The following is a 22,648-nucleotide window of genomic DNA, read 5'->3' as shown; positions in this document are numbered from 1 at the left end:
TCTCCTTGGGCCGGGATCGTTTGGCACTTCCCTATTTCATGGATGCGCCACGGGGAAAAGGCCAATTCGTAACTTGCCGGGTGGGGCCGATGGGGCCAAACTGCCCGCCGATACCTGCAACGGAGGAGATCATGGGCGGACACGGCCACGAAAAAGGGCGGCTCGACCTGCCGTTCGTCGGAATTTCGACCTTCGGCAAGCGACCCCACGTCACCGATTGGGACACCCTGGATGCCGACGCGGTAATCCTTGGCGCGCCGTTTGATGGTGGCACGCAATTCCGACCCGGTGCACGCTTCGGGCCCCGTGCGGTGCGCGAGGCATCGACGCTGTTCTCGTTCGGCCATGACGGGGCCTACGATCACGAAGACGACGTGACGTATCTTCCCGGCTCGGTCCGGATCGTCGATGCGGGCGATGCCGACATGATCCATACCGATACCAATCAGAGCCACGCGAACATCGAGGCGGGCGTGCGCGCGATCCTCGCGCGGTCCGCCCTGCCAGTGGTCATCGGCGGGGATCACTCGGTCAACATCCCCTGTGTCAACGCCTTTGACGATCAGGGTGACATCCACATCCTGCAGATCGACGCGCATCTCGATTTCGTGGATGAACGGCACGGGGTGCGGTTCGGCCACGGCAACCCGATGCGCCGGGCGGCCGAAAAACCCTATGTCAGCGGCCTTACGCAACTTGGCATTCGCAATGTCAGCTCCACCGCCAAGGACGGCTACGACGATGCCCGCGCGCGCGGGGCCGACATCCTTTCGGTACGGCAGGTCCGCACCCTTGGGCCCGATGCCACCGCCGCGCGCATTCCCGCAGGGGCGCGCGTCTACATCACCATCGACATCGACGGGTTCTGCCCCTCGATCGCCCCCGGCACGGGCACGCCCAGCCATGGCGGCTTCCTGTATTACGAGGTGCTGGAACTGTTGCAGATCGTCGCCCACAATCACGAGGTGGTCGGCATTGACCTTGTCGAGGTGGCCCCGGATTACGATCCCTCCGACAGCACGGCGATCCTTGCCGCGCAACTGCTTCTCAACACGCTGGGCTTTGTCTTTCACGCCCGCGCCGCCGGCCGCTGATCGTCACAGGGCATCGCGCTGCGCGGCGCGGCAATCCCGGTCCGATGGGAATGGCCAAAGCGCGCGTTCCACGGTATCAGGCCGTGCGAATACCGATAGGAGCGCCCGAGAATGGCCGAACAGCCCGAGCAGCCACAGATATACCTCAACACACCGCCCGAGATCGAACTCAGCCGCTTTCCCGAGCAGCTGGCCCGAGTGCTCGACGCGCATCCCGTCGCCTGCCTGCGACTGGCGCTGGCCACCCATGACGAGGCACAGCTATGCCGCGCCGGCGATGCCTGCCGCGAGGTGGCGCATGACCGCGACGTCGCCATCGTCGTCGACACGCATGTCGTCCTGGCCGAACGGCTGGGTCTGGACGGTGTTCACCTGCTCGACGGCGCCCGGTCGGTTCGCAAGGCGCGCAAGGCCCTCGGCGCCGATGCCATCGTCGGAAGTTTCTGCGGCGCGTCCCGGCACGAGGGAATGAATGCCGGCGAAGCTGGGGCGGACTATGTCAGTTTCGGCCCCGTCGGCGCCTCGGCCCTCGGTGACGGCACACGCGCCGAGCCCGACCTTTTCGAATGGTGGTCGCAGATGATCGAACTGCCCGTCGTGGCCGAGGGCGCGCTCGACGCAGAACTGATCACGATGCTAGCCCCGGTCACTGATTTCTTCGGCATCGGTGACGAGATCTGGCGGGAACCGGACCCGGCCGCGGCGCTGCGGCACCTTGTGGCCGCCATGGCGGCTTGAGCGCCCACCCGCCTGTCGCAGGTCATGCTTGCCGGTCTACGTGCCCTGCCTGTCTTGCGGCATCCCCGAACGCACCACCACCTCGCAGGCCGCGGCCAGCGCCTTGCGCCCGGCGAATTCCGCCACCCGCACCGGCCTGTGGTGGACAACCGTCACGCGCCCGTGCCGGCCCGCCGCGAGAACGGCAAGGAAATGCGGCGCAAACGCCATGTCCCCCCACCAGCCGTAGAAGCGCGGATCCTGCCCGGCAGGGGCGCGGTACACCACCGTGACCGGTTGCACGTGCATGTCCGCCCGAAGTGCGTCATCGAAAAAGGCCTGGAACAGCGTCGGCTTGAAAGGCAGCACGCGCATCCCGTCGGTCGATGTGCCCTCGGGAAAGAAAAGCAGCTTGTGCCCCGCGCCTAACCTTTCCCGGAAAACGCGCGTGTGTTCGCCGGCCCGGCTGCGCGCGCGCGCTATGAAAACGGTGCCAACCATGCGCGCGAGAAACCCGATGCCCGGCCAGCCCGCGACCTCGGACTTGGAGACGAAATAGATGCGCTTGCGCGCATTGAGCGCGAAAATATCCAGCCATGATGAATGGTTCGCAACCACTGCGCCGGCCTGTCGCATCGGCGCGCCGCGCGTTTCGTACACCACCCCGAGCACCACGAAAAAAGCGCGGCAAAAGAGCTGTGTGATGTGTGGCGTCACCGGCCTCTTGATCCCGCAAAGCGGGCGCTCGACCACCCGGATCAGCAGGGTTGCCAGAACGCCAATCATCAACAGCGCCAGCAGAACACCGCCCCTTGCAGCGATGCGCACCCATCCGACGACGCCGACCGGCGGCAGGTCCCTGTCCTGCTGCTCCGGGTTCCACGTGTAACTCAAACCGTGACCCCTCTGGCATAGATGTCCTTCTGCGTTTTCCGCAGGCGCTTGGTATCCATGACAAGGCAGACATCCGTCGTGTTGAAGTCGCGGTCGACATAGGCGCCCTCGCCCACGAAACCGCCCAGCCTCAGGTATGCCTTGATGAGCGCGGGCACCTGTTGCATCGCCGCCCGCCTGTCCAGCCGGTCCTCCGCGATAAGGTTCATCCGCTGGAAATGCGGTGCCGCCGCGCGCACGCGCAGGGAACCGGGGGCCAGATGACGGTGATGCAGCAACGACAGCGCCGGCGCCAATTCTTCCAGGTCCGTCCCATGGAAACTCGCCACGCCGAACAGTATTTCCACACGATGCTCGGCCACGTAACGCGCAAGCGCGTTCCACAGATGATACATCGCCGTGCCGCCGCGATATTCCGGCGCAAGACAGGACCGGCCCAGCTCCAGCAGGCGGCGCCCGGATCCCTTGAGAACCGAAAGATCGTACTCATCCTCTGAATAGAACTGCCCCGCCTTTCGGGCCTGGTTCTCGCGCAGGAGACGGTAAACCCCGACCACCGCATCGCCGTTTTCGCGATCGATCAGGATCAAGTAGTCGAAGAAGCGGTCAAACCGATCAAGCTCCAGCCCGTTGACGTGATCCACCATCGGCCCGTCGCCACCCAGTTCCTCGACGAAAACCCGGTACCGCAGCGCTTGCGCGGCGCGGCGCTCATCCTCGGTCATCGCCAGCCTGGCACAGAAGGGGGACGGATCAGGTGTCATGGTTCAATTCCGATAGAGGTGACCGGCACGTTCTAGGCACAGTCGCCGCGATTGGCAAAGGCTCCGCCTCTGAAATTTTTTTAAACCCTAGGTTGTATTAACAATTCATTAACCCTTATTCATCATCACCGGTAAGCATGAGTTCCACGCGGCTGCCATCAATCACGACCTTGCCTGCTTCGATGAAATTAACCGTGATGCGATCGCCGACGTTCGACTGTACCTGCCCGGTGCCCCAGTCCGGCCGATCCGGATGCCGCACCAGCATTCCAGGCGTCAGTATCGAATTCATCGTCGTCATCTTCCTCATCCTTTCATTCACCGGAGACAACCTTGGCATCTTATGACGATGACCTCGCCACCCTGATCGGTTCCCGTATCTGTCATGACCTTATCAGCCCGGTGGGGGCCGTGGCCAACGGAATGGAATTGATACGGCTGGGCGGCATGCCCGACAGCCCCGAAATGGCACTTGTTGATGAAAGCGCGGCCAATGCCGGAGCTCTCATACGTCTCTTCAGGCTTGCGTTCGGCACCCCCGATGCGCAACAGCATGTCAGCAGCGACACCATGGCCAGCATCCTGCGCGATGTCTACCGGGGCGGAAGAACCGAGGTGTGCTGGCGCGCCACGGGCGATTTTCCAAGGTCGACGGCGCAACTCGTGATGCTGGGCACGCTTTGCGTCGACCGTGCGCTTGCCTACGGCGGAAGACTGGAAATTATCGGCCACGGCGCCGACCACTGGACCATCGCGGCGCGGGCAGACCGCCTGAGCTTCGAAAGCGCCCCGTGGCACCTGATCTCGGGCGACGACGCGGCGCAGGAACTCTCGCCGACCGACGTCCAGTTCGCGCTGCTACCGCGCCTGCTGGCCCGGAAGGGGCGCAGCGGCCGCCACAGGACCACCGAAAACGCACTCGTGCTGGAATTCTAGCGCCGCACCGTCCCGTCCCCTTCGACAAGGTACTTGAAGCTGGTCAGTTGCGCCGCCCCGACGGGACCGCGGGCATGCATCTTTCCCGTCGCGATGCCGATCTCGGCCCCCATGCCGAACTCGCCGCCGTCGGCAAACTGCGTGGAGGCGTTGCGCATCAGGATCGCGCTGTCCAGCCGGGCAAAGAAATCCGCCGCCGCGGCGTCGTTCTCGGTCACGATGCAATCCGTGTGGCCGGAACCGTGGCGCCTCACATGCGCAATGGCCGCGTCAATGTCGCCGACAACCCGGGCGGCAATCACATTATCAAGGTATTCGCGCCCCCAGTCATCCTCGTCCGCGGCCCGCGTGCCCCCGATCGCCTGCAACGTCTCGTCGGCGCGGACCTCGACGCCGCCATCCATCAACGCGCGGATGATGCCCTGCCCGATCGTATCCACGATGTCACGATGGATAAGCAGGCACTCGGCCGCCCCGCAGATGCCCGTGCGGCGGGTCTTGGCGTTCATGACTACCCTCAGCGCCTTTTCAGGGTCGGCATCCTTGTCCAGATAAACGTGAACGATTCCTTCAAGGTGGGCGAAAACGGGCACTCGCGCCTCGCGCTTGACAAGACCGACCAGACCTTTGCCGCCGCGCGGCACGATCACGTCGATCACGTCCACCATCGCCAGCATTTCCGACACGGCCGCGCGGTCGCGCGAGGGAACGCGCTGAATGGCGTCTTCCGGCAACCCCGCCGCGCGCAGACCATCGGTCAGGCAGGCATGGATGGCTGCGGAGGAGTGGAAACTTTCCGACCCGCCGCGCAGGATCACCGCGTTGCCCGATTTCAGGCACAGCGCGCCCGCATCGGCGGTGACGTTCGGCCGGCTTTCATAGATCACGCCAACAACCCCCAGCGGGGTCCGTACACGGCGGATATGCAGGCCGCTTTCCATGTCCCACTCGGCCAGTACTTCGCCCACCGGATCGTCCTGCGCGGCCACGGCACGCAATCCTTCGACGATGCCGCCAACCCGCGCCTCGTCCATCATGAGCCGGTCCAACATCGCCGCCGACAGCCCCTTTTCCCGGCCTGCCGCCATGTCCTGCTCGTTCGCGGCCATGATATCGGCCCGACGGCTCCAGACAGCGTCGGCCGCCGCCTCGAGTGCCCGCCGCTTGGCCTGCGGGCTCGCCACGGCAAGCGCCGCCGCCGCGTCTTTCGCCCGCTGCCCGATCTCGGCCATCAGGTCCCGGATGTTGTCGAAGTCTTTCATCGCAGTTGTCCTTCGTATCGCGCTCTCAGTCTACCATCCCGGGCCGTCATAACGCCATGTCATCGCGGTGAATAAGCGGGCCGCGTGCCGGGTACCCCAGCACCCGTTCGACCTCCGCGGTCCGCAGGCCCCGTATAAGCCCGGCATCGGTGGCGTCATACCGCGTGAGCCCCTGCCCCAGCACGCGCCCACCCGGGCCTGCCACCTCGACCGGGTCTCCGCGTTCGAAACGACCGGCAACGTCGGTCACGCCAGCCGGCAGGAGGCTGCTGCCCCCTTGCAACGCGCGCGCCGCGCCGTCATCGACCGTGATCCGGCCTCTGGGCTTCATCGCCGCGATCCACTGCTTGCGCTTCTGCTGCGGGTCGCCCTGCGCGATGAACCACGTCGCCGGGGCGCCGTTTTCCAGCCGGCTCAACGGGTTGAGAACCGACCCTTCGGTGATCACCATGTCGCAACCGGCCGCGGTGGCCGTCCGGGCCGCCATCAGCTTGGTCTTCATGCCCCCCTTGCTGAGGCCCGAGCCGGCATCGCCCGCCATTGCCTCGATCTCGGGGGTAATCGCCTCGATCACGTCGAAGCGCCGTGCGCCGGGGTCCTGCGCGGGATTGCCCGAGTAGAAACCGTCAACGTCGCTCAACAGGATCAGCCGATCGGCCCCGGCCGTCACGGCCACCTGCGCCGCCATCCGGTCGTTGTCGCCATAGCGGATTTCATCGGTGGCCACCGTGTCGTTCTCGTTCACGATCGGCACCGCGCCCAGTGACAGCAGTTGTTCAAGCGTCGCGCGCGAGTTCAGATAGCGGCGTCGGTCGGTGCTGTCCTCCAGCGTGACAAGCACCTGCGCGGCCTTCAGACCGTGCCGGGCCAGCGCCGCCTCGTAGGCGCCAGCCAGCTTGATCTGGCCGACCGCCGCGGCGGCTTGGCTCTGTTCAAGGGTCAGTTCGCGCGCCGGCAACCCGAGAACGCCGCGACCAAGCGCGATCGACCCCGACGACACAAGGATCACGTCCGCCCACCGCGCACGCAGCCGGGCCACGTCGTCGGCAAGCGCCTGAAGCCACTCCTTGCGCAACGCGCCGGTCTCCCGGTCCACCAGCAGGGCCGATCCGATCTTGATGACCAGACGCTTGGCGTCGCTCAGGGTTGCCATGGCACGGGCTCTTCATCGTCGCTCTTGCGGCGCAGCCTGTCCTCGTCGATCTTCTGGCGCAGGGCGCGCAACACCTCGGTCACGCCTTCGCGCGCCACGCCGGACATCATCAACACCTCGCCGCCACTGGCCTCCTGCAGCGCCTCGCGCGCCGCCGCGCGCTCCCCGTTGTCAAGGGCGTCGATCTTGTTGAGAACCGTCACGCGCGGCTTGTCCGCCAGATCGCCGCCGTAGGCCTCGAGTTCCCCGATGATGATGCGGTAGTCCTCGCCGATGGTTTCCGACGTGCCATCGACAAGGTGCAAAAGCACCGCGCAGCGTTCAACATGCCCGAGGAACAGATCACCCAGCCCCCGGCCCTCGTGCGCACCGCCGATAAGGCCGGGGATGTCTGCAACGACAAACTCGACACCATCGACACCGACAACGCCAAGGTTGGGGTGCAGCGTGGTAAAGGGGTAATCGGCGATCTTGGGGCGGGCATTCGAGGTAGCCGAAAGGAAGGTGGATTTTCCCGCGTTCGGCAAGCCCAGAAGCCCGACATCGGCAATCAGCTTCAGCCGCAACCAGAGCGTCCGCTCCACCCCGGGCTGCCCGGGATTCGCGCGTCGCGGGGCCTGGTTCGTGGAGGTCTTGAAATGCAGGTTGCCCCAACCGCCATTGCCGCCGCGCGCCAGTTCCACGCGCTGGCCAACTTCGGTCATGTCGGCGATGACGGTTTCGCGGTCTTCGTCAAGGATCTCGGTGCCCACCGGCACAAGCAGCACGACGTCCTCGCCATCGCGGCCGGTGCGCTGCTTGCCCATCCCCTGCTGACCGTTCTGCGCAAAGAAATGCTGTTGGTAGCGAAAGTCGATCAGCGTGTTCAGACCGTCAACCGCCTCGGCCCAGACGGAGCCGCCACGCCCGCCGTCACCGCCATCGGGCCCACCGTACTCGATGTACTTTTCCCGGCGGAAACTGATGCACCCATTGCCGCCCGATCCGGAGCGGATTTGGACCTTCGCGAGATCGAGGAACTTCATGGGTCGTCCTTTTCAAAGCGCCCTTGCGGGCTCACTCCAGTTTCAGCGAATATGTCCATATCGGTACATTGGCATTTCGTGCCACCGAAAAAGCCTCGGCATCGCCAAGATAGGCAAAGCCGCAGTTCGTCACGACGCGGGCGGAAGCCGGATTGTCATGGAACACGCTGGCAAAGATCACGCGGTTACCGAGCGGGTTGGCCGATACGAGCGCGGCAAGCGCGTCCGACGCGATCCCCGTGTTCCAGTGGGCGGGGGCGACCCAGAAGCTGACCTCGGCGCTGTCCCGGTCGATCCGGGTCAACCCGATGAGCCCCATCACCTCCGAGCCGCCGGACTTCGTGCCATCCATGGCCCAGACATCCTCGATCCTGTCCCCGGCATTGGCCCGCGCGATCAACGCTTCCGTACTGCCCGGCGGCAACGGATGCGGAATGGATGACGTGTTCAGGGCCACCCGGCTGTCGCCTGCATTCAGATCGATCAGGCCGGCGTCGGACGGGCGCAGCGGGCGCAGCGTGAAACGCGACGTCGCGATCTCGGGCTGGCTCGCAATCTCTTCGGGTTTCAAGTGTCCTCTCCTTTCCCAGACAAAGGACCCTCAACGTGGCGCCGGGCGCCGCGCGCTTGGCGGCGAAAATCGCGGGCGCGGCCGGAGACCCGTCATCGACAGAAAAGGGGGACCGGCGTTTCTGCCGATCCCCCGATTTTCCGATAATCCAAAGGTCGGCTTACTCCGCGGCCTCCGCCACTGGCAGCACGGAAATGAAGGTACGCCCCTTCAGCCCCTTGTGGAATTTCACGGCGCCCTCGGCGGTGGCAAAGATCGTGTGATCCTTGCCTTGGCCAACGCCCTGCCCCGGCCAGAACTTGTTGCCGCGCTGGCGCGCGATGATGTTGCCTGGGATCACGGATTCGCCACCGTATTTCTTGACGCCAAGGCGGCGCCCGGCAGAGTCGCGCCCGTTACGGGATGAACCGCCCGCTTTCTTGTGTGCCATATCGTCTCTCCTTAGCCCTTGGCCAGTTCCTTGGCCTGATCGACCCAGCCTTCACGCTCGATCCGGCCCTTGAACGACAGCTTTTCGTCCATGTCGGCGATGTCCGCGTCGCTCCATGCCGCGATCTGCACAAAGCTGGTCACGCCGGCCTCGTGCAGTTTCTTCTCCAGCGCGGGCCCGACGCCCGACAGCTTTTTCAGGTCGTCGGCACCGCCCGCGGCGGGTGCCGCTTTCTTAGCCGCCGCCTTCTTGGCAGGTTTCGCAGCAGGCGCGTCTTCGGCCGCAGTCGGGGCCGACCCGGCGCCGATTGCCGCCTTGACACCCGACGCGTCGGCGCCCTTCTCGAGGATCTCGGTCACGCGCAGCACGGTCAGTTGCTGGCGGTGCCCCTTGGTACGCTGTGACCCGTGCTTGCGACGCCGCTTGACGAAGTGGATGACCTTGTCGCCCTTGACCTGATCGACAACCTCGGCCTGCACGGCCGCGCCATCAACCAGCGGCGTCCCCACGACGGGCGCATCACCGCCCAGCATCAGGATCTCGTTGAATTGAACTTTCTCACCGGCATCCGCCGCAATCTTTTCCACCCGCAGCATATCGCCGGACTGGACCTTGTATTGCTTGCCGCCGGTCTTGAGGACCGCAAACATCCTGCATTTCCTTTCATCTTCCGCGTCCTGTGGCCCCCTCAACGGGTGTTTCGGCCTGCGCCGCCTCGGACCGCGCGCCCCGTGCGGGGCGACATTTCCACTGCCCGCGCGAGCCGAGGCTCGCCGGGATGCGTGCTTATCGACAAGACGGCGCGCGAAGTCAAGGGGTCTGCCGCATGCCAAACGGGTCACAGTTTGCGGCTGCGCAGGTAGCGCGCCACGGCACGACCCGTCAGATAGGAAATCTCGTCATACATCTCGTCGAGGGCAAGAAACATCGCGCGGTTGAGCGCACGGCCCTCGGGCGTGCGATAAAGCGTGACATAAGACTCCAGACGCGCGGGCGCCAAGGGGCGATACGCCGTCAACAGAAAAGCATGAAGCCATTGTTCGGTATCCCTGCGCAGGCTCGGCGCCTGCGACCACACATCAGCGATCATGTCGGCCTCCGCGAGGTCATAGGCACCACCGTCGGCCAGTCCGCGATAGAACATCAGATTCGCGTTCAGCGCGCCCATGACGTTCAGCTCGACCAGGTCGCTGTCATCGATGATACGGTCGATCTGCACCAGCAAGGGCGCGCCGGAGGCGCGCATTTCGTCATAGGTGTCCAGCGCCGCGGCCTCCGCGCCCGGCGCCAGCAGGGCACGCCGCGCCGCCAGTTCGCGCGCGACAACTTTCCGCCCGGTTTCCGATCCGAAGAAGACAAGCAAAGGCTCAAGGTCGGTGGCAGCCAAAGCCTCGTCTAGCCGATCCACGATCAGGTCCCGCATCTTTTCGCCGTCGTAAATACGCGCGACGACGGCCTCCCAGGCGTCCGGGTCGGCATCCGGAAACATTTCGCGCGCGATGTCCCGGCCATAAGCACGCCCCTCCTCGCGCATGATCTCGACCGTATCGGCGATCCGCAGGTGCTCGACCAGACGCCCGATATCGCTTGCGGCGGCACTGGCAGGCATGGTGACGGAAACTGCCACGGCCAGCAGGACACCGCGACCGCACGCGAGGCACGCTTTGTTTCCCCATGACCCCAAGGCGCGTCGCAGCGCACCCCAAAACGATACGATACCGAGTGTCACCACATCCTTTCCTCTTCCCTGCACGGCGATTGCCCCCGACCCGAGGAAAATTCTGTCCAGAAACAAACCCGCCCCCTTGCCTCTGCGGTCAAACGGCAGTAAACGCGCCCCTATCGCGGAGAGGTGCCGGAGTGGTCGAACGGGGCGGTCTCGAAAACCGTTGACCCTTCACGGGGTCCCAGGGTTCGAATCCCTGTCTCTCCGCCATTCCATCCAATTTTATGTCTGAAAACCAATGGCTTAGATGGATTAAGCGGACGGTCGGAAACATCCTACCCGCCAACTCTGCAAGCGTCGTTGCATACGACGAGCCAGATATGTTTTCTGCGATGGTGGTTCGTTCTCAGAAGGAGACGGTTCTGATGGAGATCCGGGACATTGCCCTGGTAATCACATCTCTTGGCACTTTGATTGCGATTATCGCTCCGATAGTGGACAAATACTTGTCTTCGTCACGCGAGCATAGGCGTAACGTTGGTGCCGAGCTTAAGGCTCTTCTATGTGATTGCCTCCGAACCATTGACGAAGAAGCCGAAAACCAAGCCGTCGTCTATCGGGATTTGTTACGGGTCAAGGAAGGCAATTTATCAGGCGAACAGTTCGAGAAATTCGTTTGGTCTCGGAAAGTTGAGTCTCAAGCCCTTGTTATTGTTTCTATTTTTGCGTCAGAAGACATTGATGCGCGAGACTTTCAAAGTCAGCTGCACGAATATTTGGCTTTGAGTCGGCAAAAGCTGGCTCCCGGCGACAGCCTCGAAGCCGATCTCTCCAAGGCTCGCGCTAAGCTGGCGGCCTCAGCGGCCAAATTATTTTCCGAAATCAAAAAAAAGCATGGTGCCTAGTCCTCCCATCCCACCAGCTTCATTGCCGTGTCAGGATCGACGCCTGCCTCTTTAGCCTGCGCGAGCGCCTGAATTATACTAGCTGCGGCTCGAGCACGCCCGCCCGCGTCATACGCTTGGAGCGGCTGCATCACGTCCACCGCGACCGGCTGGCCCAGCTTTTCCGTTGCTTCCTCGGCCAGCAGCGCCGCGACCGGCTGGAGCGTGTATTGCGCAAGGTGGCGCTGTGCTTCCCGCACAAGCGGCCCCGTGGTCGCGTTGTAGAGCAAGCCGGGCAGGACGCCGAACGCCCCGCACACGCTGTCACGCGCCGCTGTGAGCGTCTCGCGCGTCATGGCCCGGCTCAGGCCCGGGGTTACGTCGCTTGGCCTCCAGTCCTGCGCAGGGGCAGGCCCGCCCGCCGCCGTCACCTGCACCGATTCCCGCAACAGCAGCTTGCCGCGTGCGCCCTTGAAGCCCCGCGCCAGCTTGGTCAGGTCGGTATCCTCGGTTTCGGGAAAAGGCACGATCTGAGAGCCAAGCGGCATGTTCTCGAAAGCCTCGGAAAGCGCCGTCTCGACCGCGTGCAGCATCCCGGCCGTGAGCTGCGCCCGCCTGAGCGGTGCCACGCCCAGCCAGGGCGCGACCGGATCGGATCCGATGCGCAGGTGCAGCACCTCGCCCGCCAGGGCGGTTTGCGTGCGCCCGCCGCCCGCTTCCGACACGCTCAGCCGATAGGCGCGCGGCTCGCCGTCGCGGGTGGACAAATCCCAATCCGATACGGGCACAAGCCGGTCGTCGCGGATCAGGAACACCGCTTCACCGCGCAGCGCCAGGCTGCGCCCGGCCATCGCCAGCACGCGCCGCCCGATCAGCTCGGTTCCGTTGATCTCGGCCAGCGTCATCGCGCCTTCCCATAGGGAAACGCAGGTTTGCGCCGTCGCGGTCAGCTCGGCCAGCCCGCGCCGCCCGCTGATATAGCTTTCGCGCGCCGACATGATTTCGGCCGTGAAGCCCGACGCGCTCGCCCGCGTTTCCGGTGCCTTGCGCTTGAATATGTCGAGAATACCCATTGTCAGGCCCTCCTAAACGTGCGCAGCAGATCGGCCGCGCCTGAGTTTTGCAGCGCCCGCGCGACATGCGCCGGGCTGCGTTGTGTCGTTTCTTCCACGTCGCCCAGCCGGTAGCTGTAGCTGGACGCGCCCGCCGGGTTGCCATCCTCGGCCAGATACTCGGCCAAGCGCCTGTAAGCCTCGGAGACGGGCGCGGGCACGTCACCGCCGCCCCCACGTCCGCCGTGATCCGGTAAGGCCCTTCACCGGCCAGCAGAACGCCGCTTAGCGGCCCGTCCGACAGGCTCGCCGTGATCCATGCCGCGCCGTACCAGACCTCGCGCGCCGTGATTGCGGCGGGTTGCAGATCGGGCACAAACTCGCCCGGCCCTTCCACCGTCCAGACCACCTCGCGCGTTGTGAAGCGGTGCGCCGTGTGCGCCTCGATCCGCGCCCAGAGCGCCGCCGCGTCCAGCAGCATCGCCGCCGTCGAAAGCCCGGACGGCACCGCCGGATAGGACGCGGGCACGGCCTCGTCGCGTTGCAAAATCTCCATCATGCCCTCCAGCGATTGAGCGCCCGGCGCAGCCCGTCATCGGGTGCCGCCTCGGTCGCGTTCCAATTCCGCGCCTCGATCTGCGCGCCGTCATAGGCGGGCCGCGTGACCGCACTCAGCTCGAACAGGTCCGCCGCCGTGATCGTGCGCCGCACAACGCCCGACCGGGCTTCGATCCGCTCGCCATCGGGCGAGACGCGAAAGCCGGGCGATAGGCCCCGGATCAGCCCCGCGTCATGCGCCGCCAGGAAGTCGCGCGCCCATGTCGTCTCGGGCGCGATTGTCGCCTCGAAGCTCAGCGCGTCGTCACCGTCGCGCAGCTCCAGCGTGCCCGCTGCGCGGCTGGCAAGCGGTTTCTCGAAGTCGTGCCCGCTCAGAAGGTGAATATCCTCGCCAGCCTCCAGCCGGGCCGCGAAGGCGCGGGAAGCGATAACCTCCACGCGCCCCCGTCCCAGCTCGGCAGGCGAACCGTAGGGGAACGCGCCCGCAATGCGAACGCGCCCCCCGTCAAGGCGGCGCAGCTCCAGCCCGCCGCCTGCTACACCGCCCCAGAGCATCACTGGACGCCCGTCAGGACTTCGAGCTGCGCGGCCCGCGCAACCGTGATGTCCATCGTCGCAAGCGCCGTGAGGCGCAGGCCACCGGACGCCGCGTCGGTGTAGGGATCACGGATCAGATCGACCGCGCCCCACGTCGCCACGAAGAAAGGCGACACGCCGCCCGCGTTCGTGGTCAGCAGCGCATTGGACGCCGCCGGGCTGCCGGTCGGATCGGCCAGCGCGTTCGGAGACATGGCGACATTGCCCGCCGGAATGTTGCGGGTGAGCCGGTCCCATTCCGTCACGCCCGTGCCGGTGTCGATATAGGTGCCGTCCATCGCGTCCCAGACCTCGGGCCGGATCAGCAGGCGCACCGCGTCGGGGCTGCCCGCCGCGTTCGCCGTCATGAACCGCACCACCGCCGACCGGAACGCCGCCCACGCCGCCGCCGCGTCAACGGCCGTCTCGGTGATGCCGTAGGTCGAAGCGCCCGCGATCACGCCCAGCGGCTCGCCGCTCGAACCCGCGCCCAGGAAGGCCGCGCGATCCATTTCCTGCGCAATCGCGCCGTTCATGTCGCGGCGCACTGCTTGCTCCAGAGCCGCGCCCGACTGTTTCAGGGTCTTGCGCGTGATGCGCATCTGGACGCCCAGCGTGTTGTCAGGCGCAAGCGGCTTGTCGGTCGTGGCGTAGGCGCTCGGGCTTGCCACGTCGCCCGTCTCGGACGCCTGCCAGCCCACCGACGCGCCGGACGTGGCGACGGGATATTCCAGCTCGCCTTGCCCGACATTGACCATCTGCCCGCCCATGCGCCCGGCCACCGATTGCGGGAACAGCCGGTCGATGATCGGCCGGGTCTGCATCGGGTCCGGGGTGCCGCTGGCGATGGTCTCGCCCGCGCGTTGCTCCAGGGCTTGCCAAGGAACCGGGATGCCCTGATAGGCCCCTTGGCTGCGCAGCTCCTGCACGATCTCCGCCGTTTCGCCGTCGATCTGGTGCCCGTGGTCGAGCGCCGCCGCGACTTGGCGCACCTCGAAGCGGCCCAGCATCTCGGCCCATTCCTTCGAGCCGCGGGTTTCCAGCTCGCCCCCGGCCTCGCGCCGTTCTTCATCCTCGGCCACAAGCGCCGCGCGATAGCGGGTCTCGGCCGTGCGATATTCCTTGTCGAGCGATTCCATGCTGCGCACTTCATCCTCGTTCGGTTCCGGCTTGGCTGCCAGCGTTGCCAGCTCTTGCCGGATTTCGGAGCGGCGAAGCTCCAGTTTCTTCGATTCAAGCATCGGATTTCCTTTCGTGCTCGGTAGGTTTTTGCTGCGTGTGCAGCAGGTCGCGCCATTGCTGGCGCTCGGGACTGAGAACGGGATGCCCGCACTCAATTCGGGTCTTGCGCGTGTGACAGGACGCGCAGAGCGTTTGCAGATTGGTCAGGTCGAAGGCGCGTTCGGGCGCGGTGCGCACCGGCTCGATATGGTCGATCTCCAGCCGCTGACGGCCGCCGCAGTCCACACAGGCCCAGCCGTCACGGCGCAGCGCCTCCAGCCGCAACGCCCGCCAGCGCGGGCCGCGCGTGATATGCCTGCTATACCGCCGGGTCACGCCGCACCTGCATGTCGTAGTAGTGAGCCGCGCCCGCCGTCCCGACAGGCGAGACGCGCACCACGCGGTAATCCTCGCCCTCGGCCGTCACGCGGTCATCGGGTTGCGGTGTCACCGCTACGTCCACCGCCATGAACAGGCGCAGGTCGCCCACCTCCAGCAGCCCACCGGCCAGCGCCGCCAATTCTTCGCTGTAGCGCGCCGTTACGGCCGTAGCGGGATAGTCCGTCACCGTGCCCGGCAACGTGCCGCCGAAAGCATCTGTGCCGCCCGGTGCCTCGCGTTTCAGCGTCACCGCGCGCCCTTGCGCCGCGATGATCCGGCTTGCTCTTGCGGTCAGGTCCATGCGATCCGCCCTCCTTTGCTTTTCGGTGCGCCGATCATCCGAACGCCCTGCGCCACGGCCAGGACGGTTGCCGCCGCTGGGTCGATCCGGCCGGTCGAGCGGCCCTTTGCCAGTTTGTGATTGCCCGCCGGGTCAACGATTGTGATTGCATCAGCGAAGGCGGAGCGCAGCAGCAGCGACGGCAGGGTGCGCACCTTGCCCTCGAACAGCGCGCGCCGGAATCGCTCCACGTCCTCGGAGCCGTCGCGCCAGCCCATTCCGCGCCAAACGCAGGGAACACGCTCCAGCCCGGCCCCGCGCAGCGCCTCGACAAACTCGGCATGGCGGAAACGATCGCCCACGATTGCGGCCGGTGCCTGCCCGTCCAGAAGCGCCACAACGTCCGCAAGGAAGCGGTCAACGGGCACGGTCGTGTCGCCCATTGTCACCAGCTCGCCCCGGTCGCTCATCTCGACATAGCGGCCCGACACGCCGTCAGCCGCGCCACGATCCGCAAGGCCCGGCCTCATGGGGAAGGCTGCCACGCATTCAAGCCGCGCCGTCTCGGGCCAATACAGCGCCGCCGCCGACATGCTGCGCGAACCGCCCAGATCAACGCCCAGCACGACAGGCCCGGCCCGCTCGGGCAGAGCATCGGGCGCGACCTCGGCCGCAAGCCATTCATCCGTTGTCACCAGCACCGACCTATCGTCGGACGCGACACGCTCGTTTCTGTTGAGATTGCGGAACGATGACAGCGCAGAACCGCCCCGCGCCATCGCCCGCCGGGCCTGCGCAATCAGCCATTCCGGGGTCGAGCCGATATTCTGCCGCGCGCCGGGATTGGCGATAAGCAGGCTTTCCAGATCGTCGGGCGGCAAGCCCGGCTCCGGCCGGTGTTCCTGCACGTAACTGCCGGGTGGCGGTTCATCCAGCCACCGGGAAAAGGTGTTCGCATCATCCGGCGCACTGGTCGAGATAATCAGCGCCCGGCCGTCTCTTTTGCCCAGACCGGACAAAATTGCGTTTTCGAGATTGTCGCCCTTTTCCTTTTCCCATGCGGCCCGTTCGTCAAGGATTGCCAGCGTCGGAGCGCCGCCCAGGATCGACTTGCCGTCCGCCGCGATCACGCGCGCCAGCCCGCCACCATTCTCGGCCGTCTCCACCTCCAGCTTGGAGCCGCGTCGGATCGTAAATTGTTCCTGTTCTTCCTCGGTCAGCCCCTCGATGAACCCGACCAGAAAGCCGAACGCGATCTTGGCTTGATCCCGGTTGCGGGCCGCGAAGATGATTTCCCGCTTGGGCTGGGGCGCGATCTCGCCCATCAGGTGCCCCAGCGACAGGCCCGATGAAAGCGCCGTTTTCGCGTTGCCGCGACCGATCGACAGCAGCCCCACGGCCGTGCCCTTGGCGAAGGCCCCGCGAACAAAGTCTTTCTGATAGCTCGCCAGCTTCAACCGCTTCCCGGCCGTGCGCCCCTCGGGAACCGTGAGCCGCGACAGAAAGCGCAGAGCGGCCGATGCCTCTTTCGATGCCCGCGCCATCAGACCGCCTCACCTTTTGAACTATGCCGCAGTCCGGGTGTTTCGATATGGCCGATTGCAGGCTTGGAACGGTTTGTGCGAGTTTCCTGTTCGTATTGCTCGAAAGGGACTAGGGAAGAGCTATGGACAAGTCCGAAACCTACCACGTCTTTAACTACAAGGGGCAACCTGAACCGGTGCACGGCGAAGAGGCGCTCGCGGATCGCTTGAGACAGATGACCACCGCGAGATTGCGCCGTGACATTGCTCTTTACGATACACCCATATCCAAAGAAGGGCGGCAGGCGGTCCAATTTTGCGAAAATGGAGCTGGATCGCCGAACAGAAAAAGCCGCCGAGGATTTGGCGAAGAAAACTACATGGATTTCCACTGGAGTTGGCGGTCTTTCTGCAATTATCGGTGCTGTTGTTGGAGCATTGCTTATTGTGAACTTTGGCTCCTAGGCTCCACAGTGCGAAGAGACACCTCCGCTCTGCGATGACTCGCTGCCCAACCCCGAATTTTTTTCGGAGAGAGAACGGAACAGTTGGGCGGTCGGTTACACGTCTGCACAGAAAGCGGGGCATTGGCACCAGATCAGCGGCCACCTCGACAGCGTTACACCCGTTACACCCCATAGGGGTGTGTAACGTTCGTAACGGTAACTCTGTCCCGAACATGTAACGCACAGTAACGGGCTGTAACGGCTGTAACGGCTGTAACGGTCAATCCTCATCGTGAACCCTCCAAACGTGGTCGCTCCACTCGCGCACCGCGTCCAAGTCCATCAGCTTGTCTTTGGCCCGTTTGAACGCCACGCGCGCAGAGCTATCGCTGATGCCATTGGTCAGCCCGTGGGCGTCACAGGCTTCCCGCCAATGATCGACATGCACCACCTTGCGATTGGACGGATACAGGTTGCCGCTCTTGGCCTCCCCGTGGTCGCGCAGAGCGTCGCTGAGCGCCGCCATCGCCACCTCGTTCTTGCCGGTCAGCGGCTTTCGTTCCTTCGTGGGCGGCTCGGCTGCATCCACCACCGCGCTTGTCACGCTGTCACCATCTTCATCGTCGCCCAGCACCACAGACCGCAGCGTGAAATACAGAGGGTCAGGCGGTTCTTGGTCCCGTTGCTTGCGAGATATGATCTCGCCGCTTGCGGTAACTTGGATTTCGTTATCCACCGCCGCCCGGAGCGCAGAGGAACCGCGCGCGCCTCGGTCTTCATCCTTGCCAGTGTGATGCACCACCATGACGTGAGCGCCTGTTGCCTCACGAATTAGGTCGCAGTTGCGCACGAACATGGCCGCATCCTTGGCGGTGTTTTCGTCGCCGCTGCCCATAGACCGGGCCAAGGTGTCGATCACCACAAGCGCCGGGTCGGCGTCCGGCATGATCTCGCAGACGGCCATTGCATCGCCTTGGCCGTGCAGGTCCAGCCCGACAGGCAACAGGGTGAAGGGTGCGGACGCCAAGTCGGGCTTGTCGCGCTTGATCGCGGCCAGTCTGTTACGGATGCCCGCGCCGCCCTCAGCCGCGATGTATAAGACCGGCCCGCCGTTCACTCGCCGCCCACGCCATTCGCTACCCGCCGCAATGTGCATGGCTATGTCGAGCGCGACGAACGTCTTGCCCGCATTGGACGGCCCGTAGAGCATCGACAGGCAATTCCGATCCAGCCACCCCTTGACCATATAGTTGTTGGTCAGAACCGCCTCGATTGCCGACAAGCTGACAAGGCGGGTTTCGATCTCGGACGCGCGGGAAGCGTTCATGTTGAGGTTAATCACGGTCATGCCGTCCACCTCCGCGCAATGTCGGAAAGGTCAGCCCCGTTCTGACGGGCCAGCGCCGGAACCGTGGCCCATGTCACGCCAGTGCGCTTGAAGCTGCGCCACTTGGCGGCAACCTCGCCCTTGCGATATTTCGCGCCGGTCGCGCTCCACCGATCCGCCAGGGCGAGACCTTCGTCAGAGCCGTTGAAACGGTCGTGCAAGGCCATCAGGATCGAAACCCAGCCCTGATAAGGCAGGTCCGCAGGGATGTGGGTCAGCAGTTCCTCCACCTCGCCCGTGGGCGTCAGTCGGTCGAAGGTGCGGGCCGGTGCCGGGGGCGTGTGCAGCAGCATCGCCCGCAGACCCATGGGAACCGGGGGCAACCTCTCAGGGAAGTGGCCGAGATAGGAACCGCCCTCGACAAACGATCCGGGCGCGACCACATAGCCGCCTTGTCCGCGCGTGTCGATTTTGGGGCCGATCTTGGACGTGGTGTTGCGTCCTCCGTCAAAGTGCTGGCAATAGACGTGCCGCCCGCCTGATGGCGTGTGGACGTTCGCATGATCCAGCAGACCGGCATAGCGGGGCAGAGCCTTCAAGCTGGCCTCGCCCATCGGCTCGCCCGTGGCCTTGTCCACGTCCAAGTCGATCACGAACAGGCCGTTGGCCTCCCCGCATGGGATGCCCCATGCGACAGCCCCGTGGGCCTCCCATTGCGATATAGTGTAGCCGTCGCGGGTGGCCTTATCCTGCCAGCCCGCAACAAGCGGAGCCTTGTCAGCGCCGACAGGGAAGATGTTGAAGGGAATGCCGCTCATGCCGCCGTCTCAGCGCGGACTTGCTCCCACGCGATCAGGTCGGACAATTTCCAGCGGGTGCAGCCCGCCGAAAGGCGCACCGGCTGCGGCATGTCGGTGCGCTCGCGCTGCCACCGCCAGACTGTATTGCGCGAGATACCGTAACGCGCGGCGCAGTCAGTATCTCTAAGATATGTCTCGGGCATGATTGGCTCCGTTCGTTACAGGAGCCAATGAGCCAGATTTCAGGACGCTTTCATAAATGAGATAATGCGCTCATTAGCGCGGGGTTTTCTCACTTATCGTGCGAACCTGCGCGGCCACCGATGCGTCGATGTAAAGCGCATCAAAAACGGCAGATAGAAAATCCGGCCAAGCGCCACTCACCTTGCCGGTTAGCGGATCGGTTGTGAAAGTCGCCCGGCGTTCGCTGATATGCTCGAAGATGCGAGACGCGAGAAAGGCAACCTCCGCCGCCTCGATCTTCTTTGGTGCGCCGTTTGGCGTGCCTTCTACCTCCAGCGCGGAGAACGCATGGCGGGCGTTTTCTTGCGTCTCTTGCAGCGCCCGCACCAGCTCGAAGACGTGCGCGCCTTCGGTATAGAGCGCCGAAACGGCAGGCTGGCGCATTGACAGGATATGCCGCTCCAGCTTTTCCGCAAGTGCGGCCAGCTTTCGCAATTCGCCCTCGCTGGCCTTCTGCGATGCAGGCCGATTGCGCGGCATTTCTTCATCACGTCCACCTTGCGCCACCGAATATAGCATTCGCGCCTTGCCCTCGATGTCCTGTGCCTCCAGAGCCTCGGCTCCGGGTATCTCGCGGATTGCCTGTATCAGCCCGGCACCAAATGAGCTGTCGGCAAACTCGCAAGGCCATCCGTCCAACCCGATAAAATCATTCATCTTGCCGCCTCCATCTTCACCACCTTGGCCCCGGCCTCGCCTTTGAGGAACCGCGCCCATGCGGCCATCATCTGCCGCCGCTTTTCGATCATGTCGCCGCGCCGATAGGCCCGCTCGACCGTGCTGCCCACGTTGTGCGCCAAGGCAATCTCGGCCATGTCGCGCTCAAATTCGGTGCGCTCTGCCGCCCAATCGCGGAACGTGCTGCGCAGTCCGTGAGGCACGGCAGGACGGCCCGAACGCGGGTCGAGATACCCGCCGTCGCGCGCCTCGTGTATCCGCTTCATGCAGGCGCTCAGCGCCATGTCGGACAATGCGCCGCCGCGTGCGGCCGGGAACACGTAGTCGCTGCCCTTCATCCTTGGCAGCGCCTTCAGCAGCGCCACGGCCTCTTGCGTCAGCGGAACGCGGTGTTCCTTGCCCGCTTTCATCCGCTCGGCCGGTATGATCCACACGGCCGCGTCCAAGTCGATCTCGGCCCACGTCGCGCCGCGAACCTCGCCGGATCGTGCCGCCGTGAGCGCGACAAACTCCAGCGCCCGCGTTGCCATGCCGTCGCGCTTGCGCAGATCGGTGAACCAGTCCGCCGCATCGGCCAGCGACAGCGCCGGGTTGTGCTTCACCTTCGCCACCTTGCCGGGCTTGGGCAGCACCGCGTCGAGATTGCCGCGCCAGCGCGCCGGGTTGTCGCCCGTCCGGTGCCCGCCGACCGTCGCCCACGACAGCACCGCCTCGATGCGCCCGCGCAGCCGGGATGCCGTCTCGGTCTTTGTGGCCCAGATCGGCTCCAGCACGCGGAGCACGTCCGACACTCCAATGTCCGACACGGCCATGTCGCCCAGCACCGGCACCGCGTAGGCGTCCAAGGTGCTGCGCCATTGCTTCTTGTGTTTCTCGTTTCGGAACTCGGCCGTTCGCGCCTCCAGCGTCTTTTCCATCGCCTGCGAAAACGTGAGGCGGCGCTTTTCGGCCAGCGGGTCGATGCCCTGCCAGATCATATCCTTGACGCCGCGCGCCCGTTCGCGCGCCTGCGCCAGCGTCACGTCCGGGTAAGAGCCAAGGCCGATCTGGCGGCGCTTGCCCTTCACCGTGATGCGCAACAGCCATGACCGCGCCCCGGTCGGTGTGACCTGCAACAGCAGCCCGTCAACGCCGCCCACGGCCACGTTGCGATTGCCGCCGGTGCCAGGGTGCGCGATCTTGCGAACCTCCACCGCCGACATTTCTTTCGCTTTCCTCGGCATGATGAACCATCCTTCCTACCCGCCTATAAGGTGTGGCATTGGACGGTATCGGGCGCAACAGGGTGTTACAGGAAAACGGCCTAAAGCATTGTCAAATATAAGTTAAAAGTTGCGTGCCGTTACATGCTGATACTTGGGAATGGCTGCATGTCTCTCCGCCATTTTCATATAGATCAATGACTTAAGAGTTGGGCAGGCAAGTGCGACACAAAGTGGAGCACCACGCCCATGAAACTGTCCGCCTATCTGTCACCGTCGCGTCACGGGGTCTTCTATTTCCGCTGGCCCTTGCCTTCCGCTGACCGGCAAAGCCGACGCACCGTCAGGATTTCCCTGCGCACCAAGTGCTCAGATCGGGCTGGCGATCTTGCCCGTCATCTTGCATCATGCGGGCGATTGATGCGTGAGAACAAGGCTTTGGCTAGGCTCAGACAAGACGAGATGCGCGAGATGGTGCGAAGCTATTTCACCGCTTCGCTGGATCGGTATGTGGAGCGGCTGAACGATACCGGGTTGCCGGATCAGTCCCTTGACCTGCTGCGCCAAGAACTCGCTGCCCATGTGGACGCCACAGAGGGTGAGGACGATCTGTCGGACCTCTACCTTGATCCAAACGCCTTCCGGGCCTCAGCGGGCCTCACAGAGGCTCAGTGGGCCGAAAATGAGCCATCCTTGCGCCAAGAGATGCGGAAAGCCCGCCGGGATCAGATCAAAGCCATTCTGAGCGCCGTTGAGGGCCTTGAAGGTTATTCGTTCACAGAACAACCTGCCCAGACAGCGCCAAGGCCACCACAGGCCCGCTCCGCGTCTCTGAGCGCGGCAATCGCAGATTTCAAAGCCGAGCTTGGGCCGCAGTGGTCGCAAGAGATGCGGAACAAGGCGGATGCCTACCTTGGCCTTCTGGTGGAGCATTTCGGACCGGACCGCCCGATGGACCAGATCAG

Annotated in this window: 27 protein-coding genes, 1 tRNA gene and 1 pseudogene; 7 read left to right on the top strand and 22 right to left on the bottom strand. The window is 64.6% G+C overall.

Annotation, left to right across the window (positions count from 1 at the left end):
- Window positions 1-131: 131 nt before the first annotated feature.
- Window positions 132-1,094 (top strand): agmatinase, encoded by a 963-nt coding sequence (gene speB, locus ACH107_RS10540; protein ID WP_412505816.1) that lies wholly within the window; start codon window positions 132-134, stop codon window positions 1,092-1,094.
- Between the two features lie 111 nt (window positions 1,095-1,205).
- Entirely contained in the window at window positions 1,206-1,832 is a 627-nt protein-coding gene (locus tag ACH107_RS10535; RefSeq protein WP_412505815.1) for a thiamine phosphate synthase, read from the top strand.
- Window positions 1,833-1,868: 36 nt separating this feature from the next.
- On the opposite strand, the gene ACH107_RS10530 is transcribed toward ACH107_RS10535, so the two are convergent.
- From ACH107_RS10530 to ACH107_RS10520, 3 genes are all read right to left on the bottom strand, one after another.
- A complete protein-coding gene (locus ACH107_RS10530; RefSeq protein ID WP_412505814.1) occupies window positions 1,869-2,705 on the bottom strand; it encodes a lysophospholipid acyltransferase family protein in 837 nt (278 codons plus the stop codon).
- On the bottom strand, window positions 2,702-3,469 hold the full coding sequence (locus tag ACH107_RS10525) for a GNAT family N-acetyltransferase (protein WP_412505813.1): 768 nt from the start codon (window positions 3,467-3,469) through the stop codon (window positions 2,702-2,704). Before ACH107_RS10525 ends, ACH107_RS10530 begins: the two co-directional genes overlap by 4 nt.
- 115 nt (window positions 3,470-3,584) lie before the next feature.
- Window positions 3,585-3,770 carry a DUF3553 domain-containing protein gene (locus ACH107_RS10520; RefSeq protein WP_412505812.1) on the bottom strand — a complete coding sequence of 62 codons (186 nt, stop codon included), beginning with the start codon at window positions 3,768-3,770 and terminating at the stop codon, window positions 3,585-3,587.
- A gap of 32 nt (window positions 3,771-3,802) precedes the next feature.
- Between ACH107_RS10520 and ACH107_RS10515 the strand changes: the two genes are divergently transcribed.
- Entirely contained in the window at window positions 3,803-4,405 is a 603-nt protein-coding gene (locus tag ACH107_RS10515; protein ID WP_412505811.1) for a histidine phosphotransferase family protein, read from the top strand.
- On the opposite strand, the gene ACH107_RS10510 is transcribed toward ACH107_RS10515, so the two are convergent.
- From ACH107_RS10510 to ACH107_RS10480, 7 genes are all read right to left on the bottom strand, one after another.
- On the bottom strand, window positions 4,402-5,667 hold the full coding sequence (locus ACH107_RS10510; RefSeq protein WP_412505810.1) for a glutamate-5-semialdehyde dehydrogenase: 1,266 nt from the start codon (window positions 5,665-5,667) through the stop codon (window positions 4,402-4,404). The two genes, ACH107_RS10515 and ACH107_RS10510, sit on opposite strands and share 4 nt — an antisense overlap.
- A 46-nt stretch (window positions 5,668-5,713) precedes the next feature.
- Window positions 5,714-6,820: a glutamate 5-kinase gene (gene proB, locus ACH107_RS10505; RefSeq protein ID WP_412505809.1), complete on the bottom strand. Its 1,107-nt coding sequence runs from the start codon at window positions 6,818-6,820 to the stop codon at window positions 5,714-5,716.
- On the bottom strand, window positions 6,808-7,845 hold the full coding sequence (obgE, locus tag ACH107_RS10500) for a GTPase ObgE (RefSeq protein ID WP_412505808.1): 1,038 nt from the start codon (window positions 7,843-7,845) through the stop codon (window positions 6,808-6,810). The genes proB and obgE overlap by 13 nt, the downstream gene beginning before the upstream one ends.
- Before the next feature lie 31 nt (window positions 7,846-7,876).
- Window positions 7,877-8,416 (bottom strand): GNAT family N-acetyltransferase, encoded by a 540-nt coding sequence (locus tag ACH107_RS10495; RefSeq protein ID WP_412505807.1) that lies wholly within the window; start codon window positions 8,414-8,416, stop codon window positions 7,877-7,879.
- Window positions 8,417-8,576: 160 nt separating this feature from the next.
- Window positions 8,577-8,846 carry a 50S ribosomal protein L27 gene (gene rpmA, locus ACH107_RS10490; RefSeq protein ID WP_412505806.1) on the bottom strand — a complete coding sequence of 90 codons (270 nt, stop codon included), beginning with the start codon at window positions 8,844-8,846 and terminating at the stop codon, window positions 8,577-8,579.
- Between the two features lie 11 nt (window positions 8,847-8,857).
- Window positions 8,858-9,496, bottom strand: coding sequence for a 50S ribosomal protein L21 (locus ACH107_RS10485; RefSeq protein ID WP_412505805.1), 639 nt, complete (start codon window positions 9,494-9,496; stop codon window positions 8,858-8,860).
- A 188-nt stretch (window positions 9,497-9,684) separates the two neighbouring features.
- Window positions 9,685-10,473, bottom strand: coding sequence for a DUF2059 domain-containing protein (locus ACH107_RS10480; RefSeq protein WP_412505804.1), 789 nt, complete (start codon window positions 10,471-10,473; stop codon window positions 9,685-9,687).
- Window positions 10,474-10,692: 219 nt separating this feature from the next.
- Here ACH107_RS10480 and ACH107_RS10475 point away from each other — a divergent pair.
- Together ACH107_RS10475 and ACH107_RS10470 are read left to right on the top strand one after the other, a co-directional pair.
- Window positions 10,693-10,782, top strand: a tRNA-Ser gene (locus ACH107_RS10475).
- 155 nt (window positions 10,783-10,937) lie between these two features.
- Window positions 10,938-11,417: a hypothetical protein gene (locus tag ACH107_RS10470; RefSeq protein ID WP_412505803.1), complete on the top strand. Its 480-nt coding sequence runs from the start codon at window positions 10,938-10,940 to the stop codon at window positions 11,415-11,417.
- Here the strand turns inward: ACH107_RS10470 and ACH107_RS10465 are convergent.
- The 7 genes from ACH107_RS10465 to ACH107_RS10435 form a co-directional block, all read right to left on the bottom strand.
- The gene (locus tag ACH107_RS10465) at window positions 11,414-12,469 is read right to left on the bottom strand and encodes a phage portal protein (protein ID WP_412505802.1); all 1,056 of its coding nucleotides are present in this window, start codon (window positions 12,467-12,469) and stop codon (window positions 11,414-11,416) included. The two genes, ACH107_RS10470 and ACH107_RS10465, sit on opposite strands and share 4 nt — an antisense overlap.
- A gap of 2 nt (window positions 12,470-12,471) precedes the next feature.
- Complete coding sequence (locus ACH107_RS10460; protein ID WP_412505801.1) at window positions 12,472-12,669, bottom strand: hypothetical protein; 198 nt, start codon at window positions 12,667-12,669, stop codon at window positions 12,472-12,474.
- Between the two features lie 334 nt (window positions 12,670-13,003).
- Window positions 13,004-13,561 carry an HK97 family phage prohead protease gene (locus ACH107_RS10455; RefSeq protein ID WP_412505800.1) on the bottom strand — a complete coding sequence of 186 codons (558 nt, stop codon included), beginning with the start codon at window positions 13,559-13,561 and terminating at the stop codon, window positions 13,004-13,006.
- Window positions 13,561-14,823: a phage major capsid protein gene (locus ACH107_RS10450; protein WP_412505799.1), complete on the bottom strand. Its 1,263-nt coding sequence runs from the start codon at window positions 14,821-14,823 to the stop codon at window positions 13,561-13,563. Before ACH107_RS10450 ends, ACH107_RS10455 begins: the two co-directional genes overlap by 1 nt.
- Window positions 14,816-15,139: an HNH endonuclease gene (locus tag ACH107_RS10445; RefSeq protein WP_412505798.1), complete on the bottom strand. Its 324-nt coding sequence runs from the start codon at window positions 15,137-15,139 to the stop codon at window positions 14,816-14,818. Before ACH107_RS10445 ends, ACH107_RS10450 begins: the two co-directional genes overlap by 8 nt.
- A complete protein-coding gene (locus ACH107_RS10440; RefSeq protein WP_412505797.1) occupies window positions 15,123-15,485 on the bottom strand; it encodes a hypothetical protein in 363 nt (120 codons plus the stop codon). The genes ACH107_RS10445 and ACH107_RS10440 overlap by 17 nt, the downstream gene beginning before the upstream one ends.
- Complete coding sequence (locus ACH107_RS10435; protein WP_412505796.1) at window positions 15,476-17,008, bottom strand: terminase large subunit domain-containing protein; 1,533 nt, start codon at window positions 17,006-17,008, stop codon at window positions 15,476-15,478. The genes ACH107_RS10440 and ACH107_RS10435 overlap by 10 nt, the downstream gene beginning before the upstream one ends.
- A gap of 237 nt (window positions 17,009-17,245) precedes the next feature.
- On the opposite strand from ACH107_RS10435, the gene ACH107_RS10430 reads away from it, so the two are divergent.
- Complete coding sequence (locus ACH107_RS10430) at window positions 17,246-17,452, top strand: hypothetical protein (RefSeq protein WP_412505795.1); 207 nt, start codon at window positions 17,246-17,248, stop codon at window positions 17,450-17,452.
- 261 nt (window positions 17,453-17,713) lie between these two features.
- Here the strand turns inward: ACH107_RS10430 and ACH107_RS10425 are convergent, their stop codons facing one another.
- The 5 genes from ACH107_RS10425 to ACH107_RS10405 form a co-directional block, all read right to left on the bottom strand.
- The gene (locus tag ACH107_RS10425) at window positions 17,714-18,781 is read right to left on the bottom strand and encodes a helicase RepA family protein (protein ID WP_412505794.1); all 1,068 of its coding nucleotides are present in this window, start codon (window positions 18,779-18,781) and stop codon (window positions 17,714-17,716) included.
- On the bottom strand, window positions 18,778-19,578 hold the full coding sequence (locus tag ACH107_RS10420) for a bifunctional DNA primase/polymerase (protein WP_412505793.1): 801 nt from the start codon (window positions 19,576-19,578) through the stop codon (window positions 18,778-18,780). Before ACH107_RS10420 ends, ACH107_RS10425 begins: the two co-directional genes overlap by 4 nt.
- Window positions 19,575-19,763, bottom strand: a complete 189-nt coding sequence (locus ACH107_RS10415) for a helix-turn-helix transcriptional regulator (protein WP_412505792.1) — start codon at window positions 19,761-19,763, stop codon at window positions 19,575-19,577. Before ACH107_RS10415 ends, ACH107_RS10420 begins: the two co-directional genes overlap by 4 nt.
- Before the next feature lie 73 nt (window positions 19,764-19,836).
- Entirely contained in the window at window positions 19,837-20,460 is a 624-nt protein-coding gene (locus ACH107_RS10410; protein ID WP_412505791.1) for a hypothetical protein, read from the bottom strand.
- Window positions 20,457-21,704 carry a tyrosine-type recombinase/integrase gene (locus ACH107_RS10405; protein ID WP_412505790.1) on the bottom strand — a complete coding sequence of 416 codons (1,248 nt, stop codon included), beginning with the start codon at window positions 21,702-21,704 and terminating at the stop codon, window positions 20,457-20,459. The genes ACH107_RS10410 and ACH107_RS10405 overlap by 4 nt, the downstream gene beginning before the upstream one ends.
- Window positions 21,705-21,932: 228 nt before the next feature.
- On the opposite strand from ACH107_RS10405, the pseudogene ACH107_RS10400 reads away from it, so the two are divergent.
- Window positions 21,933-22,648 (top strand): annotated as a pseudogene (locus tag ACH107_RS10400) (integrase); the annotation flags it as partial.

This window comes from Roseovarius halophilus (ex Wu et al. 2025), assembly GCF_047086965.1.
The sequence above is the reverse complement of the archived record's forward strand: the minus strand, read 5'-3'. Positions and strand labels throughout refer to the sequence as shown.

Bases quoted from the DNA above. Each gene is read 5' to 3' on its own strand.
- ACH107_RS10525 (WP_412505813.1), bottom strand. From the start codon at position 3,469: ATGACACCTGATCCGTCCCCCTTCTGTGCCAGGCTGGCGATGACCGAG.
- ACH107_RS10520 (WP_412505812.1), bottom strand. From the start codon at position 3,770: ATGACGACGATGAATTCGATACTGACGCCTGGAATGCTGGTGCGGCAT.
- ACH107_RS10485 (WP_412505805.1), bottom strand. From the start codon at position 9,496: ATGTTTGCGGTCCTCAAGACCGGCGGCAAGCAATACAAGGTCCAGTCC.
- ACH107_RS10425 (WP_412505794.1), bottom strand. From the start codon at position 18,781: ATGACCGTGATTAACCTCAACATGAACGCTTCCCGCGCGTCCGAGATC.
- ACH107_RS10420 (WP_412505793.1), bottom strand. From the start codon at position 19,578: ATGAGCGGCATTCCCTTCAACATCTTCCCTGTCGGCGCTGACAAGGCT.
- proB (WP_412505809.1), bottom strand. From the start codon at position 6,820: ATGGCAACCCTGAGCGACGCCAAGCGTCTGGTCATCAAGATCGGATCG.
- ACH107_RS10450 (WP_412505799.1), bottom strand. From the start codon at position 14,823: ATGCTTGAATCGAAGAAACTGGAGCTTCGCCGCTCCGAAATCCGGCAA.
- obgE (WP_412505808.1), bottom strand. From the start codon at position 7,845: ATGAAGTTCCTCGATCTCGCGAAGGTCCAAATCCGCTCCGGATCGGGC.
- ACH107_RS10465 (WP_412505802.1), bottom strand. From the start codon at position 12,469: ATGGGTATTCTCGACATATTCAAGCGCAAGGCACCGGAAACGCGGGCG.
- ACH107_RS10405 (WP_412505790.1), bottom strand. From the start codon at position 21,704: ATGCCGAGGAAAGCGAAAGAAATGTCGGCGGTGGAGGTTCGCAAGATC.
- rpmA (WP_412505806.1), bottom strand. From the start codon at position 8,846: ATGGCACACAAGAAAGCGGGCGGTTCATCCCGTAACGGGCGCGACTCT.
- ACH107_RS10410 (WP_412505791.1), bottom strand. From the start codon at position 20,460: ATGAATGATTTTATCGGGTTGGACGGATGGCCTTGCGAGTTTGCCGAC.
- ACH107_RS10510 (WP_412505810.1), bottom strand. From the start codon at position 5,667: ATGAAAGACTTCGACAACATCCGGGACCTGATGGCCGAGATCGGGCAG.
- ACH107_RS10470 (WP_412505803.1), top strand. From the start codon at position 10,938: ATGGAGATCCGGGACATTGCCCTGGTAATCACATCTCTTGGCACTTTG.
- ACH107_RS10440 (WP_412505797.1), bottom strand. From the start codon at position 15,485: ATGGACCTGACCGCAAGAGCAAGCCGGATCATCGCGGCGCAAGGGCGC.
- ACH107_RS10455 (WP_412505800.1), bottom strand. From the start codon at position 13,561: ATGCTCTGGGGCGGTGTAGCAGGCGGCGGGCTGGAGCTGCGCCGCCTT.
- ACH107_RS10535 (WP_412505815.1), top strand. From the start codon at position 1,206: ATGGCCGAACAGCCCGAGCAGCCACAGATATACCTCAACACACCGCCC.
- speB (WP_412505816.1), top strand. From the start codon at position 132: ATGGGCGGACACGGCCACGAAAAAGGGCGGCTCGACCTGCCGTTCGTC.
- ACH107_RS10415 (WP_412505792.1), bottom strand. From the start codon at position 19,763: ATGCCCGAGACATATCTTAGAGATACTGACTGCGCCGCGCGTTACGGT.
- ACH107_RS10435 (WP_412505796.1), bottom strand. From the start codon at position 17,008: ATGGCGCGGGCATCGAAAGAGGCATCGGCCGCTCTGCGCTTTCTGTCG.